At 62.2% G+C, this 14,731-nt stretch carries 18 protein-coding genes and 1 tRNA gene; 8 read left to right on the top strand and 11 right to left on the bottom strand.

What is annotated here, in order from left to right; translation table 11 throughout:
* The first annotated feature begins 12 nt into the window (after positions 1 to 12).
* Both ABIE40_RS11260 and ABIE40_RS11265 read left to right on the top strand, forming a co-directional pair.
* On the top strand, positions 13 to 243 hold the full coding sequence (locus ABIE40_RS11260; RefSeq protein ID WP_112715265.1) for a hypothetical protein: 231 nt from the start codon (positions 13 to 15) through the stop codon (positions 241 to 243).
* A 58-nt stretch (positions 244 to 301) separates the two neighbouring features.
* Positions 302 to 538, top strand: a complete 237-nt coding sequence (locus tag ABIE40_RS11265; protein ID WP_112715267.1) for a hypothetical protein — start codon at positions 302 to 304, stop codon at positions 536 to 538.
* Between the two features lie 3 nt (positions 539 to 541).
* On the opposite strand, the gene ABIE40_RS11270 is transcribed toward ABIE40_RS11265, so the two are convergent.
* Positions 542 to 730, bottom strand: coding sequence for a hypothetical protein (locus ABIE40_RS11270; protein ID WP_112715269.1), 189 nt, complete (start codon positions 728 to 730; stop codon positions 542 to 544).
* A gap of 310 nt (positions 731 to 1,040) precedes the next feature.
* Here ABIE40_RS11270 and ABIE40_RS11275 point away from each other — a divergent pair, with 310 nt between their 5' ends.
* On the top strand, positions 1,041 to 1,445 hold the full coding sequence (locus ABIE40_RS11275) for a hypothetical protein (RefSeq protein ID WP_199629111.1): 405 nt from the start codon (positions 1,041 to 1,043) through the stop codon (positions 1,443 to 1,445).
* Positions 1,446 to 1,484: 39 nt separating this feature from the next.
* On the opposite strand, the gene ABIE40_RS11280 is transcribed toward ABIE40_RS11275, so the two are convergent.
* A complete protein-coding gene (locus ABIE40_RS11280; protein WP_112715273.1) occupies positions 1,485 to 1,640 on the bottom strand; it encodes an entericidin in 156 nt (51 codons plus the stop codon).
* Between the two features lie 263 nt (positions 1,641 to 1,903).
* On the opposite strand from ABIE40_RS11280, the gene ABIE40_RS11285 reads away from it, so the two are divergent.
* From ABIE40_RS11285 to ABIE40_RS11295, 3 genes are all read left to right on the top strand, one after another.
* Complete coding sequence (locus ABIE40_RS11285; protein WP_199629112.1) at positions 1,904 to 2,098, top strand: hypothetical protein; 195 nt, start codon at positions 1,904 to 1,906, stop codon at positions 2,096 to 2,098.
* 87 nt (positions 2,099 to 2,185) lie between these two features.
* Entirely contained in the window at positions 2,186 to 2,890 is a 705-nt protein-coding gene (locus ABIE40_RS11290; RefSeq protein WP_199629113.1) for a YoaK family protein, read from the top strand.
* A gap of 86 nt (positions 2,891 to 2,976) precedes the next feature.
* Positions 2,977 to 3,285, top strand: a complete 309-nt coding sequence (locus tag ABIE40_RS11295; RefSeq protein WP_112715279.1) for a hypothetical protein — start codon at positions 2,977 to 2,979, stop codon at positions 3,283 to 3,285.
* A gap of 79 nt (positions 3,286 to 3,364) precedes the next feature.
* Here the strand turns inward: ABIE40_RS11295 and ABIE40_RS11300 are convergent.
* From ABIE40_RS11300 to ABIE40_RS11330, 7 genes are all read right to left on the bottom strand, one after another.
* Positions 3,365 to 3,440: transfer RNA gene (locus tag ABIE40_RS11300), tRNA-Lys, on the bottom strand.
* Between the two features lie 137 nt (positions 3,441 to 3,577).
* Positions 3,578 to 4,492, bottom strand: a complete 915-nt coding sequence (locus tag ABIE40_RS11305) for a PhzF family phenazine biosynthesis protein (RefSeq protein ID WP_199629114.1) — start codon at positions 4,490 to 4,492, stop codon at positions 3,578 to 3,580.
* 65 nt (positions 4,493 to 4,557) lie between these two features.
* Entirely contained in the window at positions 4,558 to 5,304 is a 747-nt protein-coding gene (locus ABIE40_RS11310; RefSeq protein ID WP_199629115.1) for an NUDIX hydrolase, read from the bottom strand.
* Positions 5,301 to 6,410 carry an endonuclease/exonuclease/phosphatase family protein gene (locus ABIE40_RS11315; RefSeq protein ID WP_199629116.1) on the bottom strand — a complete coding sequence of 370 codons (1,110 nt, stop codon included), beginning with the start codon at positions 6,408 to 6,410 and terminating at the stop codon, positions 5,301 to 5,303. The genes ABIE40_RS11310 and ABIE40_RS11315 overlap by 4 nt, the downstream gene beginning before the upstream one ends.
* A 73-nt stretch (positions 6,411 to 6,483) precedes the next feature.
* The gene (locus tag ABIE40_RS11320; protein WP_199629117.1) at positions 6,484 to 7,512 is read right to left on the bottom strand and encodes an ABC transporter ATP-binding protein; all 1,029 of its coding nucleotides are present in this window, start codon (positions 7,510 to 7,512) and stop codon (positions 6,484 to 6,486) included.
* The gene (locus ABIE40_RS11325) at positions 7,500 to 9,194 is read right to left on the bottom strand and encodes an ABC transporter permease (RefSeq protein ID WP_199629118.1); all 1,695 of its coding nucleotides are present in this window, start codon (positions 9,192 to 9,194) and stop codon (positions 7,500 to 7,502) included. Before ABIE40_RS11325 ends, ABIE40_RS11320 begins: the two co-directional genes overlap by 13 nt.
* A gap of 17 nt (positions 9,195 to 9,211) precedes the next feature.
* Positions 9,212 to 10,192: an ABC transporter substrate-binding protein gene (locus tag ABIE40_RS11330; protein WP_199629119.1), complete on the bottom strand. Its 981-nt coding sequence runs from the start codon at positions 10,190 to 10,192 to the stop codon at positions 9,212 to 9,214.
* A gap of 176 nt (positions 10,193 to 10,368) precedes the next feature.
* Between ABIE40_RS11330 and ABIE40_RS11335 the strand changes: the two genes are divergently transcribed.
* Positions 10,369 to 11,427: an aldo/keto reductase gene (locus tag ABIE40_RS11335; RefSeq protein ID WP_112715293.1), complete on the top strand. Its 1,059-nt coding sequence runs from the start codon at positions 10,369 to 10,371 to the stop codon at positions 11,425 to 11,427.
* 74 nt (positions 11,428 to 11,501) lie between these two features.
* On the opposite strand, the gene ABIE40_RS11340 is transcribed toward ABIE40_RS11335, so the two are convergent.
* A complete protein-coding gene (locus ABIE40_RS11340; protein ID WP_199629120.1) occupies positions 11,502 to 11,948 on the bottom strand; it encodes a GNAT family N-acetyltransferase in 447 nt (148 codons plus the stop codon).
* 110 nt (positions 11,949 to 12,058) lie between these two features.
* Positions 12,059 to 13,282 (bottom strand): aminotransferase-like domain-containing protein, encoded by a 1,224-nt coding sequence (locus tag ABIE40_RS11345; protein ID WP_199629121.1) that lies wholly within the window; start codon positions 13,280 to 13,282, stop codon positions 12,059 to 12,061.
* Between the two features lie 284 nt (positions 13,283 to 13,566).
* On the opposite strand from ABIE40_RS11345, the gene ABIE40_RS11350 reads away from it, so the two are divergent.
* Positions 13,567 to 14,667 carry a branched-chain amino acid aminotransferase gene (locus tag ABIE40_RS11350; RefSeq protein WP_199629122.1) on the top strand — a complete coding sequence of 367 codons (1,101 nt, stop codon included), beginning with the start codon at positions 13,567 to 13,569 and terminating at the stop codon, positions 14,665 to 14,667.
* The last annotated feature ends 64 nt before the right edge of the window (positions 14,668 to 14,731 follow it).

A 14,731-nucleotide genomic window follows, 5' to 3' on the forward strand; every position in this document is an offset into this window, starting at 1 on the left:
CACGGAGTTTTCATGGCTGACAAAAACAGGACCGAGGGCCGGCAACCCTATATTTCTCCCGCCGAGGAGGAACAGCGTATCTACGAGCAGGAGCGCCGCAGCTGGCTGATCTGGACCTTCGGGATCGCCGGCGCCATTGTCGCGGTCATCATTGCAGGCACGGTCGCCATATCGCCCGGACCCGATCCGGCAACGACGGGATCGACGCCGAAACCACAGCATATCGAGACGCCAGCACCCTGAGCGGCTTTCCTGAAAAGCCGTTCGCCTGTATGACCGGGTGAATCTGGAAGGAAATGAAATGGCCGCACGCGACCGCTTTTCGAAGAAGCTCACCTGCCCGCAATGCGGCAATACCGGTATCGCAGAAGTCTCGGAAGACGATCACCCGACGCGCAAGCATCCGGCATTTCTAATCGACGAGATGCCGCGCGGCTTCTTCGAGGAAAAGGCCTCCAATTTTCAGGAGACCTATATCATCAGATGTGAGTGCAACCGGAAATTCGCCTTCCGGGCACTGACGGAAAAGACCGCCTGACGATCAGGCGAGACCGAGCGGAACCTCGGCAATCTTGCGTCCCGGACCATAGTCACGCTCGTGCGAGGAACGGTAACGGCCATCACGCCGGCTGCTGACGTCGATGCGCTGGGTTTCGAAATGCCCATCCGCAAAGGTGCCGGTGTCGGCGGTTTCGACTTCGGGTTTGGCAGCAAAGATTTTGAAGATCATCGTTTCCTCCAGTTCGCTGCCACAACGGCAAGCAGCTCGCTTCCGTTCCACCCTACTGCCGATATAGTTAAAAAATTAACCATAACCGGACACGGAATTTCTGCTCATGAGGGGTAGCCGGCAAAGCGTGCCGCCCTAGTTCATATCGTGCGATGGAGATCGCTTTACTCTCACTTCCCCAGCTGCCCCGCCCCCGGCGGGGTTTCTTTTTATGGAAAGAAACGTCAGCAGCTCCTCATAGAAAAGCATGCATTTTCCCGGATCGCAACAAGTGCTAGTCTTGATTGCAGACGAACGGAGGGGAAACATCATGCCACGTCTAGCTGAACTTTACTTCAAAACCGCGGTCATCTTCTTCATCATCGGCATCGGCATCGGGCTGAAGATGGCGATATCGGAAGATCATACGGTGATCGGCGCGCATGCGCACTGTAATCTCTTGGGATGGGTCAGCATGGCGCTGTTCGGCGTCTATTACGCGCTGAACCCGGCCAAGGCCGAGCGCCGGATCGCGATGATCCAGTATTACATATATACGGCCGGCGTCGTGATCATGGTGCCGTCGCTCTACATGATGCTCGAAGGCAATATGGCGATGGAGCCGCTCGTCGCCGTCTCCTCGCTGATCGTCTTTGCGGGTGTGCTGCTGTTCGCCTTCGTGCTGTTCTCGTCGAAGAGCACGATCAGCGCGCCGACGCCGCAGCCGATGCGTTAGGCGGCCGCCCGAAGGGCGCCGCCTGCAGGCCGGGCGGCGCTACTTCTTGGCACCGGCCGAGAGAACGCGATGCGTGGCATTGTCCATGGCATGGCTCGCGTCCTGGCCGTCCTTCTTCAGGCCCCAGGCGGTATTCCCGCAGGAAGACAAAAGAAGAGCGGAAAGGCAGACAAAAGCGAGGGCGGACTTCGGCATTGATATCCCCTGTGTCGAAACTGGCAATGGGATGAAGATGTTACCAACTGTGCCGAAATCAATAGCGGCCGCAGCTTCGCTACGATTTATTCAACGTAACCGCGCAAATGCCAATGTCACGCCCGTGTCACGCTGGATTTTCCGACATCGATGCTACAACCATGACGAGGCGTCAGTTTTGCGTATGTCCTCCTGTTCAAAGGCCCGCCTCACCCCTAACGCGGCGGGCCTCACCACCCTCGGGGTTCGCCATGTTGAAGCGATTGACCAGGTTTTTGAATCCACCACCGCCGAACAGCTATATCTGGCACCAGTGTGCCGCGCCCTTCCCGCCCCGCAAATCGATCGACGGCAGCTATACGAGCGATGGACGGCCCACCTGGCGCCGCATCACCCCTGATGGCTGGGAATACCGCCAGGAAGACGCCGCCGGCGCCGATGCGCGGATCTTCGCCTGATCTGCCCCATGATTTTCACGGCTTGCGCCGATCGCAGACTCACGGCTGACTGAGGGCTCTCAAGGCGTTTCAGCGAGCTTCCCCGATATGCTGGTCCACGAAGGCGACAGCCGCACATCCAAGATCGATCTTCTTCTCGCAGCCGTGCTCGCCTTTGTGGCGGGCGGCGTCAACAGCGCGGGCTTCCTCGCCTTCGGCTATTTCTCCGCCAACATGACCGGTAATGTCTCGATGATCTCCGATCACATGTCGGTCCGCGAATTCAGCGCCGCTCTCGCCTTCCTGATGATCGTCGTCATGTTCGTTCTCGGTGCCTTCAGCGCCTCGCTGTTCATCGAGATCGGCAAGCTGCGGCGGCTTGCCAACATCTATGCCCTGACGCTGCTCTCCGAAGCAGCGCTATTGCTCGCCGTGGGGCTCTATGCCGGCAGCACCGGACCGGCCGCGAACGGCATTACTATCGCCGGGCTCCTCAGCTTCACCATGGGCATCCAGAACGCCGCCTCGACGCGCATCTCCGGCAGCCGCGTGCGCACCACCCATGTTTCCGGCATCGCCACCGATATCGGCGTCGGCCTCGCGCTGCTGATCGGCGGCAAGGCCGCACCAGAGCGCCCGCAGATCGTCCGCCGCCTGACATTGCATGCAGCGACAGTGCTGTTTTTCCTGCTTGGCGGCGTCGCTGGCGTGCTCGCATACAGGGCGGCGGGCGGAAGCGTATTCTGCGCCTTCAGCGTCATCCTGCTGGCTCTCTGCGCCCGCTACATCAGACGCACCGCGATCGCGCGCTGACGGGCTTGTCTGGCCGGAAAACGCAACCATCTGATGATGGAGGCCAGAGACAATTCCTGCCGCCGCGCATGAGAGGGAATCCGCATATGAAGATCGTTATCGCCGCACTCGCCGCCGCGGTGCTTTTGCCGTCGGCCGCCTTCGCCCTGGATGCCATCGAGGTCAAGGCCCGCGACCACACCTGCAGCGAACTCGCGAAAATCATCCGCCAGAATCCGGCCGTCTTCGTTCGGATCGGCATCGGCGGCCGCAGTTTCCGCCACCCGCCATCGCAGTGCCGGCTGGGCGACAAATGGGCGACCACGAGCCTCAGGGACGCCACCGGAAAGCAATGCGTTCTCGACTACGCCTGCGTCTACGATCCGGAATCTTTCTACAATAAATTCCCGCGCTAGCGGCCTTCCAAAACGCAAAAGCGCAGCGCCCCTGGTGGGGCGCTGCGGCGCTTTATCTTCAATCTTTTCAAGGAGAAGATGGTGGGTGATGTAGGGCTCGAACCTACGACCCGCTGATTAAGAGTCAGCTGCTCTACCAACTGAGCTAATCACCCATTCCCTTGCGTTTCCGCTCGGTGTCCCGTGCCTCTCGGCGCGGTGTGAGGGGGCGTATAAACAGGATATTCGACCTTGTCTAGCGCCCCTCGAAAAATTCTTCGATTTTTTTCTGCATGGCTGAAATGCAATGAAATCAAAGGTCGAGCGAACCCGTGGCCAAACGCACTGCCTGGCCGCCAATCCGGGCGTTTGAGATCGCTCCAGCCTCGACATCCATGTGAAGGTGGATAATCGAGGGACGGCCCATTTCCACACCCTGTTCGATGGTGATTGGATGATGACCATCAGGCAGACGGTCGAAATGGTGAATCGCTCCGGAGAGTGCAGCCGCCGCAGAACCGGTCGCCGGGTCCTCGACGATCCCCATTCCGCTCGCAAACATCCGCGCATGGAATTTCGCCGAGTGGTTCACCCCGCCGCGGCAGTAGATATAGGCCGAAGCCAGCGCGCCATCGACGAAGGGCACCGTCTTTTCCCAAAGCTGCGGATCGAACTCCATGCGCTGGGCCGCACCGACGTCATGGATCGGCACCAGCAGGAACGGCACGCCGGCGCTCCAGATCGACGGAACGTGATTCTCGAATCCGACCTCCGTCACCTTCAGCGACAGCGCGTTGGCGATGCCGAGCTTCTCAAGCGGCATGGCGATCTGCTGCGATTTGCGCGGGAGATCGAATTCGGCAAAACTCGCGACGCCCTCGCGCAGCCGCACCGCACAGCGCACCGGCCCGACATTTTCTTCCAGCACGCAAACGAGATCGAGCGTCGCATCACCACCATGGGTGCGCTCGGCAAGCGCAATTGCCGTGCCGACGGTCGGATGACCGGCAAAAGGCAGCTCTCGGCCCGGCGTGAAGATGCGGATCCTGGCGCTATAGGCGGGATTGGCCGACTTCTGGACGAAGACGGTCTCCGACAGATTGGTTTCGCGGGCGATCGATTGCATCGCCTCGTCGCTCAGGTCCTCGCCGTCGAAGATGACGGCCAGCGGATTGCCGGCGAGCTTGCGGTCGGTGAACACATCGTAGACGCTGTAGCTGCGCGCCACATCGGCCTCCTTGAATCGGTCATCGAACCGCCAACCTGCCCGACCGGCGAAACGAGTGCAAGGTTTTAGGTTTTGTCTGGATTACCAAAATACCAATCGATGACCGGCAGCATGGCGACGTTATACGGATAGGCCGAGTGGTCGGCCGAACGGATCGCCACCGCACCGGCGATTTCCTTGTCTTCGGCCACCAACGTATGCGCCGCGATCCGCTCGACGATCTCGTCCGCAGTCAGATCGAAACGATACAGCCGCATGACGGTGACGGTGCGGCGGAAGCGGCTGGCATAGTAGCTGTCGCCCGGCGTCGAGCGGGCGAGATCGAGACCGGTCTCCTCCAGCACCTCGCGGCGCATGTTGAATTCGAGGTCACAGACGCCGGATGCGATATCCTCAGGCTCCAGCGAGCCGGCGGCGAAGTAGACCTGTCCGGGATTGGCGGTATGCGCGCCCATGCGGATCGCCACCAGCGCGTTGTCGGAGGCTTCGATGACAGGATAGGCGAACAGGTGCATGCCGCCCGTCCGGTCCTGTTGGCGCCGCCAATACATGAAAGTCGAGAACGGGATGACATATCCCTGCCCACTGATCCCATCCTCGCCAAGTGCCAGCCGGTGCTGAAACACCATGCGCCCATCGAACAGGGCCGGATTGGCCTTCACCTCGGCCTCCCAGTTGGCGGCGATCTCGTCGCGCCTGGAGACCCTGTAGGGATGCTCGCCGTCGAGAACGCGAAGGTCGACCTTGGCAACGGGAAATACGGTCTGCTCCGGCGGCCAGCCGCCAAACTCCTCTGAAAATATCGAGTTCATTTCAAATCCAATGTCATGACTACGGGGCAATGGTCGGAGGCCTTCGGCCGGTCCCAGCCGGTGCGCGGATAGCGCTCGACTTCCTGGCCCGGCGGAAAGACGGTGCGGAAAGGCTGGCCGTGGCGGATGATCTCGGGCTGGCGCCCGGCATTGACGCTGGCAAGCGCCGGCGACAGCCAGATATAATCGAGCTGGCAGAGCCACTGCTCCTGCGGCCCGCGGGCGTGGTAGAGCGTCCAGCGATCCATTTCGTCGCGGCGGCGCATGACGTTCTCGGCAAAGCCGTCGTCGCTAAAGGCATCGAGCGCGCTCTCGGCCTCGTTCTTGTGCTCGAATCGATAGCCGTTGCGGCGCGTGCCGATGACATCGACGCGTTCCTGGTAGTCGTTCATGTCGCCGCAGATGGCGAAATTCTTCGTGGCCGTCTGCCCGGCGCCGAAGCGGTTCTCGATGATCCGGCGCACGGCGCGCGCCTCGGCGCGGCGCACCGGCATGGTCGCCTGCCGCCCATCGAGCCCATCGCGCGGGCTGCCCATCGATTTGAAATGCACGACATAGAGCGTGAAGGGCACGCCGCCGATCAGGAGATCGAGCTCCAGGCAGTCGCGCTTGAAGATCTTGTCGTCGATATGCCCATGCTGCCCCAGCGTCTCGTCGAACAGGTCGAGATCGCGATAGGTCAGCATTGCATGGCTCTTGATGTCGCGAAGCTCGATCTTGCGTCCGTCGCGCGTCTCCTCGCGCATCAGCACGGCAACGTCGATACCGCGGCTGTCATTGCCCTCGACCAGATATTTCTGCCGGTAGCCATTGCCGACCATGCGGAACAGATAGCCGTATTCGAAGGCCTGCAGCGCCGCCATGTTGTCGATTTCCTGCAGGCAGAGGATATCCGCATCGGCATCGGCGATCGCCAAGGCGGTCATCTGGCGGGTATCGTCGGTCGCCGCGATCACGCGCGCCTGCTCCAGCTGCTGGTAGACGCCTTCGCTACGCACCTCGAAGAGCTGGATGACCCGGTCCTGGCGCAGCTGGTTGCGAAAGCCGGTGAAGTCGAAACGCGTCATCAGATTTTCGACATTGAAGGTAGCGAGGCGAAGCGACATCAGGCATTCCCGTTTGCATGCTGCTTCGCCATTGGTACAGGCGAAAATTGCGTCCGTGAAGGCCGAAGCCCGATCAGAGCCGCCAGGCCGAGCGCACCGCCACCATCACGTTATCGCCCGCCGAAACCCGCTCGCGGCTGAAGGCGCGCAGGATCTGCCCGTCGCCAAGCAACAGCTTCACCGCATAGCGCTCGCCCTCATAGAGCACGCTGTCGACGAGAGCGGGAACGCCCTCCCCGCCGATCACCACATCCTCGGGCCGCACGAGGATATCGCTCATGTCACCGCCCGTACCGGTAGCCTCTAGCGCCGCACGCATCACATCCCAATCAAGCTGGCGCTTGTCTCCGGCAGGTGACGCAACTCGCAAGATAGCACCACGGCCGATCAACCCGCCAACCATCCGCCCCTCCGGCCGCGCATAAATCTCGGCAGGAGCCGCCACCTGCAGCAGGCGCCCTTCCGACATCACGGCAACGTCGGTCGCCAGCGCCATCGCCTCGCTCTGGTCGTGCGTCACATAGATCATCGTCGCGCCGGAGCGCTGGTGGAACTCGCGGAACGTCTCCTCCATCTCCTGCTTCAGGTGCCGGTCGAGATTGGCGAGCGGCTCGTCGAGCAGCACGACATCGGGCGATGTCACCAGGCAGCGGGCCAACGCCACGCGCTGCCTCTGGCCGCCGGAGAGATCGGCCGGGCGCCGGTCCGCATAATCGCTGAGCCGCACCGTCGCCAGCGCCTCGCGCACCTTGCTGTGATAGGCCTCGCCCTTCACGCCGCGCACCTTCAGCGGATATCCGGCATTGTCGGCAACGCTCATATGCGGCCAGAGCGCATAGGACTGGAAGACCATCGCCATGTTGCGCCGCTCCGGCGGCAGCGATTGCGAGGCATCGGCAAGCAGCCGCTCGCCGAGATGGATCGAACCATCCGTCGGCGTCTCGAAGCCTGCGATCATCCTCAGAACCGTCGTCTTGCCGCAGCCTGAGGGACCAAGCAGCGCCAGAAAGCCGCCGTCGCGCACATCGAGCGAAAGACCGCTGACGGCCGCACGCCCGGTGCCGAAATCCTTGCTGACCTGATTGAGCGTCAGTTTCGCCACGGCACCACTCCCTTGGGCAGCCGCTTTGCCATCAGTTCCAGAAGCAGCATCATGAAAACGACCATCAGCACGACCAACACGGAGAGCGCCGAAGCAAGATCCGAACTGCCGCTGTCGTCGAGGTTATAGATCGCGACACCCAGCGTCTGCGTCCCCGCCGACCAGAGCAGCGCCGAGATCGTCAGCTCGTTGCAGGCAATGAGGAAGACGAGGATGACGGAGGCACCGGCAGCCGATGCGATCAGCGGCACGATGATATCGGCAAGCCGCCGGAAGAAGCCGGCTCCGGCAAGACGCGCGGCCTCCTCCAGCGCCGGATCGAGCTGATGAAAGGCGCTGACGACGGGCTTCAGGCTGACGGCGAAGAAGCTCGAGAGATAAGCAACGAGAATGATCCAGACCGTGCCGTAGAGCGTGACGTTGACAACCGGCAGCGGCGCCGCAAAGACCAGAATGAAGGACACGGCAATGACGATGCCCGGCAGCGAATAGGGTATCTCGATCGCACTCGAAACCAGCCGCGCCAGAAGATCGCGGCGCCGGCTGAGCGCATAGGCGGCAAGCACGGTCACCACCAGGAGACACAGGGCGGCACCGGCCGCCAGCGACAGCGAATTGACGAAGGCCGTGCGGGTGATCGCCTGACGGAAGAGGATTTCCGAGAAGGCGTGGAAGGACATGGTCTTGAAGGTCAGCGGCACGCCGTATGCCGGAACCAGCGCGCCCGCGACCAGCGCGAAGAACGGCGCCGCCAGCATAAAGAACAGCACGATCCAGAGCAGCGGCGTGAAGACGTGGCGCCAGCCGCCGAGCTCGAAGGCGGCGGTCGCCCCGGAGAGACCGAGCACCCGGTAGTCGCGCCCGCGAAGCGCCCGCTCCTGGATGGCGAGACCCGCGACCGAGATCAGCGCGATGATCGCCGATAGCAACGCCACGTCCCCGAAAGTGCGGCTGGTGAAAGCCGAGAATTTCGAGAAGATCAGCGTCGGCAGCGTATAGATCGAGGCCGGAATGCCGAGGATCGCCGGAATGCCGAAATTGCCGGTGCAGGAGACGAAAGAGATCGCCGCACCCGCAATGACACCGGGCAGCGACAGCGGCAGGATGATATCGCGAAACACCCGCAGGCTGGAGGCGCCGGAAAGCCGGGCCGCCTCGACGCCGTCGCGCGGCAGGCTCATCAGCCCCGCCCGCAGCGCCAGATAGACGAGCGGTGCATGCTGGACACCGTAGAGAAGCGCGATGCCGCCGACCGAATAGAGCGGCTGCGGCGTTCCGAGCGGCGGGGCAATATGCAGCGCCTTCAGAAGCGGGCTGGATGGCCCCGACATCTGCACCCAGGCAAGCGCCGTCACCTGCGGCGGGATCATCATCGGCAACACGAACAGGAAGCTGATCAGCCCCCTGCCGCGAATATCCGTCAGCGTCAGCAAAAAGGCGAAAGCGCAGCCGATGACGAGCGAGATGATGGTCCCGAACACTGCCGTCACCAGCGTATAATAGGTTGCCGACCAGAGCGCCGGGTCGCCGAGCACCGCCCCTGCCCCGCCATTCGACAGCGCAGCGATGCCCGCCACCGCCAGCCGCGCCAGCGGCAGGACGCTCAGAACAAGCACCACCAGAATGATAAAGGGAAACAGCCAGGCTGGCTGGCTGTTTCCCGGACGAACGTAACCCTGCATCGACTATCCGGTTTCGATCAATTCGACCCGTAGATACCCGAGAAGGTCTTCAGATCCTGATCCGTATTCTTCAGCGCCTCGGCGGCATTGATCGGCAGCACCTTGATGCTGTCGCGCGCCGGAAAGCCTTCCGGCAGCTTCATACCGTTTCGGGCCGGAATATAGCCGAGTTTCAGGAAGCCTTCCTGGCCTTTTTCGGAGAGAACGTAGTCGACGAACTTCTTCGCTGCATCGGCATTCTTGGCGTTGGCGAGGATGCCGACCGGCTCGGTCACGGCCGAAACGCCTTCTTCCGGGAAGACGAACTCGACCGGCGCGCCCTTGGCCTTCTCGCGGATCGGCATGTAGTCGACGACCATGCCGTAAGCCTTTTCGCCCGAAGCGACGGCCTTCAGGATGGCGCCGTTGCCACCGGCAGCGGTCGCGCCGTTATCGGCAAGCGCCTTGTAGTAATCCCAGCCGAGACCCGAAACGCCGGCCAGCGTCTGTGCATGGATCAGCGCCGCACCCGAGGTCAGCGGGCTCGGCATGCTGACGAGGCCCTTGGCTTCCGGCTTCGTCAGGTCCTTCCAGCTCGTCGGCTTCATCGAGGCCGAAGTGTTGTACATGATCCCTGTGGTGATCAGCTTGGTCGAATAATAGTAGCCGTCGGCGTCATAGAGCGCCGCATCGTAATTGGCGGCTTCCGGCGACTTGTAGGCCATCAGCTTGCCGGCTTCCTTGAGACGCTCGAGCGTCACGGTATCGGCGATCAGCAGGACGTCAGCAACCGGATTGCCGGCTTCGATCTCGGCCTGCAGCTTGGCCATGATCTTCGGCGTGCCGTCGCGCACCCAGTCGACCTTGATGTCGGGATTTGCGGCCATGAAGCCGTCGACGGTCGCCTGCGCGTCTTCGTTCGGCTGGCTCGTATAGAGCACCAGATTGCCCGCATGGGCAGAAACGGAGACGAGACCGGCCGCGATCAGCGCAGCGAGAGCGGAGAGCTTCTTCTTCATGGTGATATCCCTGAGCGTGAAAGTTAGCCGTTCCATAGACAGGCCGAATAACATGATTGTGACAGTCGGCTAAAGATGCCGCGTCGAAGACCGCCATCTGCGCTTGACCATGACGCCGAGCCGCTATTTGTTTGCGGCAGATTGCGCGTTTCCGTTTAAATTTGGGAGAGAGGATAATGGAATATCGTCTGCTTGGCCGTTCCGGCCTGAAGATTTCAACCGTGACCATGGGCACCATGACCTTCGGCGGCGTCGGCTGGGCGAAGGCGACCGGCAGCCAGGATGTGGCCGAAGCCAGCCGCCTCGTCGATCTCTGCCTCGATGCCGGCGTCAACCTGATCGATACCGCCGACGTCTATTCGGCCGGCGCCTCCGAGGAGATCATCGGCGAAGTGCTCGGCGGCAAGCGCAAGAACGGCGTCATGCTGGCCACCAAGGCACGCTTCCGCATGGGTGACGGCCCGAACGATGTCGGCTCCTCGCGCCAGCACCTGATCGAAGCCTGTGAAGCCAGCCTTCGCCGCATGAAGACCGATGTCATCGACCTCTACCAACTGCATGAATGGGACGGCCAGACACCGGTCGAGGAAACCATGGAAGCGCTCGACACCCTCGTGCGCCAGGGCAAGGTCCGCTATATCGGCTGCTCCAACTTCTCCGGCTGGCACATCATGAAGGCGCTCGGCGTCTCCAAAGAGCACAACTACCAGCGCTTCGTCAGCCAGCAGATCCACTACACGCTGGAAGCCCGCGATGCCGAATACGAACTACTGCCGGTGTCGATCGACCAGGGCCTCGGCGTCCTCGTCTGGAGCCCGCTGGCCGCCGGCCTGCTCTCCGGCAAGCACCGCCGCAACCAGGCGACGCCGGAGGGCACCCGCCAGTTCGCCGGCTGGCCGGAACCGCCGATCCGCGATGAGAACCGTCTTTGGAACATCGTCGATACACTGGTCTCGATCGCCGAAAGCCGCGGCGTCTCGGCAGCCCAGGTGGCACTCGCGTGGCTGATCGGCCGCAGGACGGTGACCTCGGTCATCATCGGCGGCCGCACGGAAGCGCAGTTCAAGGACAATCTCGCCGCAGCCGACCTGAAGCTGACGGCCGAAGAGCGCAAGCGCCTCGACGACGTCAGCGTCCCGCCGCTGCTCTATCCCTACTGGCACCAGCGCAATACGGCGAGCGACCGGCTGAGCGAGGCCGATCTCGAACTGATCGCCCCGCACCTGAACCAATAGAAATGAGAAAGAAATCGGCGCCCCTCAGGCGCCGATTTCCTGTGCGACCAGCGCTATCGAGACATGGCGAGCCGCTATCCGCCGAGCCTTTCAAGAACCTTCGTAAATCTCAGCCCGGTATGTTCATACCCGCAACGCTTGTAGAGGCGGTGCGCGTCTTCGCGGCGGGAGTTGGGTTTCACCGTCGCGAGGCGGGCGCCGCGGTCATAGAGCCAGCGCTCGCCATGAGCGACCAACAATCCGGCAATGCCTCTTCCCCTGAAGTTCGAGGAAACGACCAGCGCGACGATGGCACCATCAAGATCGTCCCGGTAGAGCGTTGGAGAGACGGACAAGCCAATCATTCCGGCAACTGCACCGTCTTCATCGGCGACAAATATAGCGTGGTCCTCACGGCCGCTCAGCCGCTCAAGTCGGGCGGTCATTCTGTCGGAGGTTGCCGGATAACCCAGTTCGGCCATCAGGCTCGCCAGCTCCTCGGCATCAGATAGAGTTGCCATCCTGACCTTGATCCCGCTCATCGTCGTTCCTCAACCTTCCGAAGCGGCGGGAAGATGCAATGCGAGGCGAGTCGATGCAACCAGGTATCCGACAGGAGCTCGCGTCGCACCAATCACGCAGACTATTCGCCCTAAAGCGCGCCGATCTCACCGGCGACCAGCTTGCCGAGACGGCCAATGCCCTCCTCGATCATCTGATCGTTGGCGCACGAGAAGCTGAGGCGGATGGTGTTGGCGCCAGAGCCGTCGGCGAAGAAGGCCTTGCCGGGAACGAAGGCGACCCGCGTGGTCTCGATCGACTTGGCGAGCAGCGCCGCGCCATCCATGCCCTCCGGCAGCGTGATCCAGATGAACATGCCGCCTTCCGGCTTCGTCCAGCTGACGCCATCAGGCATATGCTTCGCGAGTGCTGCCAGCATCGCATCGCGGCGGTGGCTGTAGGCAGCCTTGATCTTGGCGACCTGCGCATCAAAACCGCGCTCGGCGACTTCGGCAATGGCGATCTGGTTGATCGTCGAGGAATGCAGGTCGGCCGCCTGCTTCATCAGCACCAGCTTGCGGATAACGGGCGCGTTGGCGACGATGAAGCCGACGCGAAGGCCCGGCGCCAGCGTCTTCGAGAAGCTGCCGCAATAGATCGTGCGGGTATCGTTGATATGGCCCTTCCGGGCGATCTCCAGCGACAGGATCGGCGGGATCGCCTCGCCGTCGTAGCGCAGGTTCTGATAGGCAGCATCCTCGATGACAGCGATATCGAGATCTTCGGCCAGCGCCAGAACCTTCTCGCGGCCCTCGCGGTCGACAGTCTCGCCGGTCGGATTGGAGAAGTCGGCGGAGAGATAGGCGAACTTCACCTTGCCGCCGTTCTGCGTGGCCGCCGCCTTGTAGCTCTCCGGCGTGCGGTTGCCGTTTGGCGTCAGCTGGTCATAGGACGGCTCATAGGCGTTGAAGGCCTGAAGCGCGCCGAGATAGGTCGGCCACGTTACCAGCGCCGTATCCTTCGGCGACAGGAAGAGCTTGCCGAGATAGTCGAGGCCCTGCTGCGAACCGGAGACGATGAAGACGTTTTCGGCCTCGCAGGGAATACCGAGACCGGCCATCTGCTTCACCAGCCATTCGCGCAGCGGCTTGTAGCCTTCGCTGACCGAATATTGCAGCGCCGAGTTGACCGCGCCGTCATCGAAGATCCCGGCATAGGCCGCCTTGAACTCCTTGTCCGGAAACAGCGCCGGATCCGGAATGCCGCCGGCAAAGGAGATGATATCGGGCTGATCGAGCAGTTTCAGCAGTTCACGGATTTCAGAGGCGCGCATGCGTGACGCGCGCGTCGCAAACATTTCATCCCAGTTCAGCATCGGGGTTTCCTCAGTCTCTTTTTATGATGCTGGCAGATCATCACGGCACGGAAATTATGTCAACAATGCTGACCTATTTTCTTGTCCCGGTGACAAGTTTGGGCGAATTGGCCCTCGAAAGCAGCACGGATGAGGAAACCGGGCCGAATTGTCCTGAATATTCGCCGCATCCCGCCATCATTCGCTGACGAAATGCCGAAACTCACTGAAACAGACCTTTCCAAAACAGGTGCGGCAGCAGTAGTGTGCCGCGCATTATTCAATGGACTACCAAGGTGCCAGCAATGACCGCGACGTCGCCCTCTCCTGAAATCACAATCGAATTCCACAAGTCTCCCGTCTCCGACGCCGACCGCGTCAAGGCGCTTGAGACCCCCGGCTTCGGCAAGGTCTTTACGGATCACATGGTCCTGGCGAAATGGACCGCCGACAAGGGCTGGCACGACGCAAAGGTGACGCCGCGCCGCCCGCTGGAACTCGACCCCGCCAGCGCCGTGCTGCACTACGCCCAGGAAATCTTCGAGGGCATGAAGGCCTACAAGGCTGATGACGGCCGCGTCCTTCTCTTCCGTCCGGAAGAAAACGCCCGCCGCTTTGCCCAGTCGGCAGCCCGCATGGCAATGCCCGCCGTACCGGAAGATCTTTTCCTGAAGGCCGTCGAAGAGCTCGTCCGCGTCGACAAGAACTGGATCCCCTCGGGCGATGCCAGCCTCTACCTCCGCCCCTTCATGTTCGCCAACGAAGCCTTCCTCGGCGTTCGCCCGGCGCAGGAATATATCTTCTGCATCATCGCCTCGCCTGTTGGCGCCTATTTCAAGGGCGGCGCCAAGGCTGTGTCGCTCTGGGTCGAGACGGAATACACCCGCGCGGCCGCCGGCGGCACCGGTGCAGCAAAATGCGGCGGCAACTATGCCGCCAGCCTCGTGGCCCAGGCCGAAGCCGCCAAGAAGGAATGCGACCAGGTCGTCTTCCTCGATGCAGCCGAGCATCGCTGGGTCGAAGAACTCGGCGGCATGAACGTCTTCTTCGTGATGAACGACGGTACGGTCGTCACCCCGCCGCTCGGCGGCACGATCCTGCCGGGCATCACCCGCGCTTCCGTCATCGTGCTTGCCGAGGAAAAGGGCCTGCGTGTCGAACAGCGCCCCTATTCCTTCGCCGAATGGCAGGCTGACGCCAAGAGCGGCAAGCTCGTCGAAGCCTTCGCCTGCGGCACGGCCGCCGTTCTCGCCGGAATCGGCCTCGTGCGCCACGCCAGCGGCGAGTTCCTGGTCGGCGACGGCCAGACCGGCAAGCTGACCACCGAACTGCGCCAGCAGCTCGTCGGCCTGCAGAAGGGCACCACCAACGACGAGCGCGGCTGGACCCGCCTCATTCCGGCCTGACCTTGCGTTAGCCGCAACGGACGAAACCACCTTCGAAACCGGGCTCATCGCCCGGTTTCTTGCT

Source organism: Rhizobium sp. OAE497 (assembly GCF_040546565.1).
Lineage (GTDB): Bacteria > Pseudomonadota > Alphaproteobacteria > Rhizobiales > Rhizobiaceae > Rhizobium.

What these genes read in the sequence shown, in the direction of transcription:
- ABIE40_RS11260 (WP_112715265.1), top strand. Translation starts at nt 13, where the DNA reads ATGGCTGACAAAAACAGGACCGAGGGCCGGCAACCCTATATTTCTCCC.
- ABIE40_RS11265 (WP_112715267.1), top strand. Translation starts at nt 302, where the DNA reads ATGGCCGCACGCGACCGCTTTTCGAAGAAGCTCACCTGCCCGCAATGC.
- ABIE40_RS11270 (WP_112715269.1), bottom strand. Translation starts at nt 730, where the DNA reads ATGATCTTCAAAATCTTTGCTGCCAAACCCGAAGTCGAAACCGCCGAC.
- ABIE40_RS11275 (WP_199629111.1), top strand. Translation starts at nt 1,041, where the DNA reads ATGCCACGTCTAGCTGAACTTTACTTCAAAACCGCGGTCATCTTCTTC.
- ABIE40_RS11280 (WP_112715273.1), bottom strand. Translation starts at nt 1,640, where the DNA reads ATGCCGAAGTCCGCCCTCGCTTTTGTCTGCCTTTCCGCTCTTCTTTTG.
- ABIE40_RS11290 (WP_199629113.1), top strand. Translation starts at nt 2,186, where the DNA reads ATGCTGGTCCACGAAGGCGACAGCCGCACATCCAAGATCGATCTTCTT.
- ABIE40_RS11295 (WP_112715279.1), top strand. Translation starts at nt 2,977, where the DNA reads ATGAAGATCGTTATCGCCGCACTCGCCGCCGCGGTGCTTTTGCCGTCG.
- ABIE40_RS11310 (WP_199629115.1), bottom strand. Translation starts at nt 5,304, where the DNA reads ATGAACTCGATATTTTCAGAGGAGTTTGGCGGCTGGCCGCCGGAGCAG.
- ABIE40_RS11315 (WP_199629116.1), bottom strand. Translation starts at nt 6,410, where the DNA reads ATGTCGCTTCGCCTCGCTACCTTCAATGTCGAAAATCTGATGACGCGT.
- ABIE40_RS11325 (WP_199629118.1), bottom strand. Translation starts at nt 9,194, where the DNA reads ATGCAGGGTTACGTTCGTCCGGGAAACAGCCAGCCAGCCTGGCTGTTT.
- ABIE40_RS11330 (WP_199629119.1), bottom strand. Translation starts at nt 10,192, where the DNA reads ATGAAGAAGAAGCTCTCCGCTCTCGCTGCGCTGATCGCGGCCGGTCTC.
- ABIE40_RS11335 (WP_112715293.1), top strand. Translation starts at nt 10,369, where the DNA reads ATGGAATATCGTCTGCTTGGCCGTTCCGGCCTGAAGATTTCAACCGTG.
- ABIE40_RS11340 (WP_199629120.1), bottom strand. Translation starts at nt 11,948, where the DNA reads ATGAGCGGGATCAAGGTCAGGATGGCAACTCTATCTGATGCCGAGGAG.
- ABIE40_RS11345 (WP_199629121.1), bottom strand. Translation starts at nt 13,282, where the DNA reads ATGCTGAACTGGGATGAAATGTTTGCGACGCGCGCGTCACGCATGCGC.
- ABIE40_RS11350 (WP_199629122.1), top strand. Translation starts at nt 13,567, where the DNA reads ATGACCGCGACGTCGCCCTCTCCTGAAATCACAATCGAATTCCACAAG.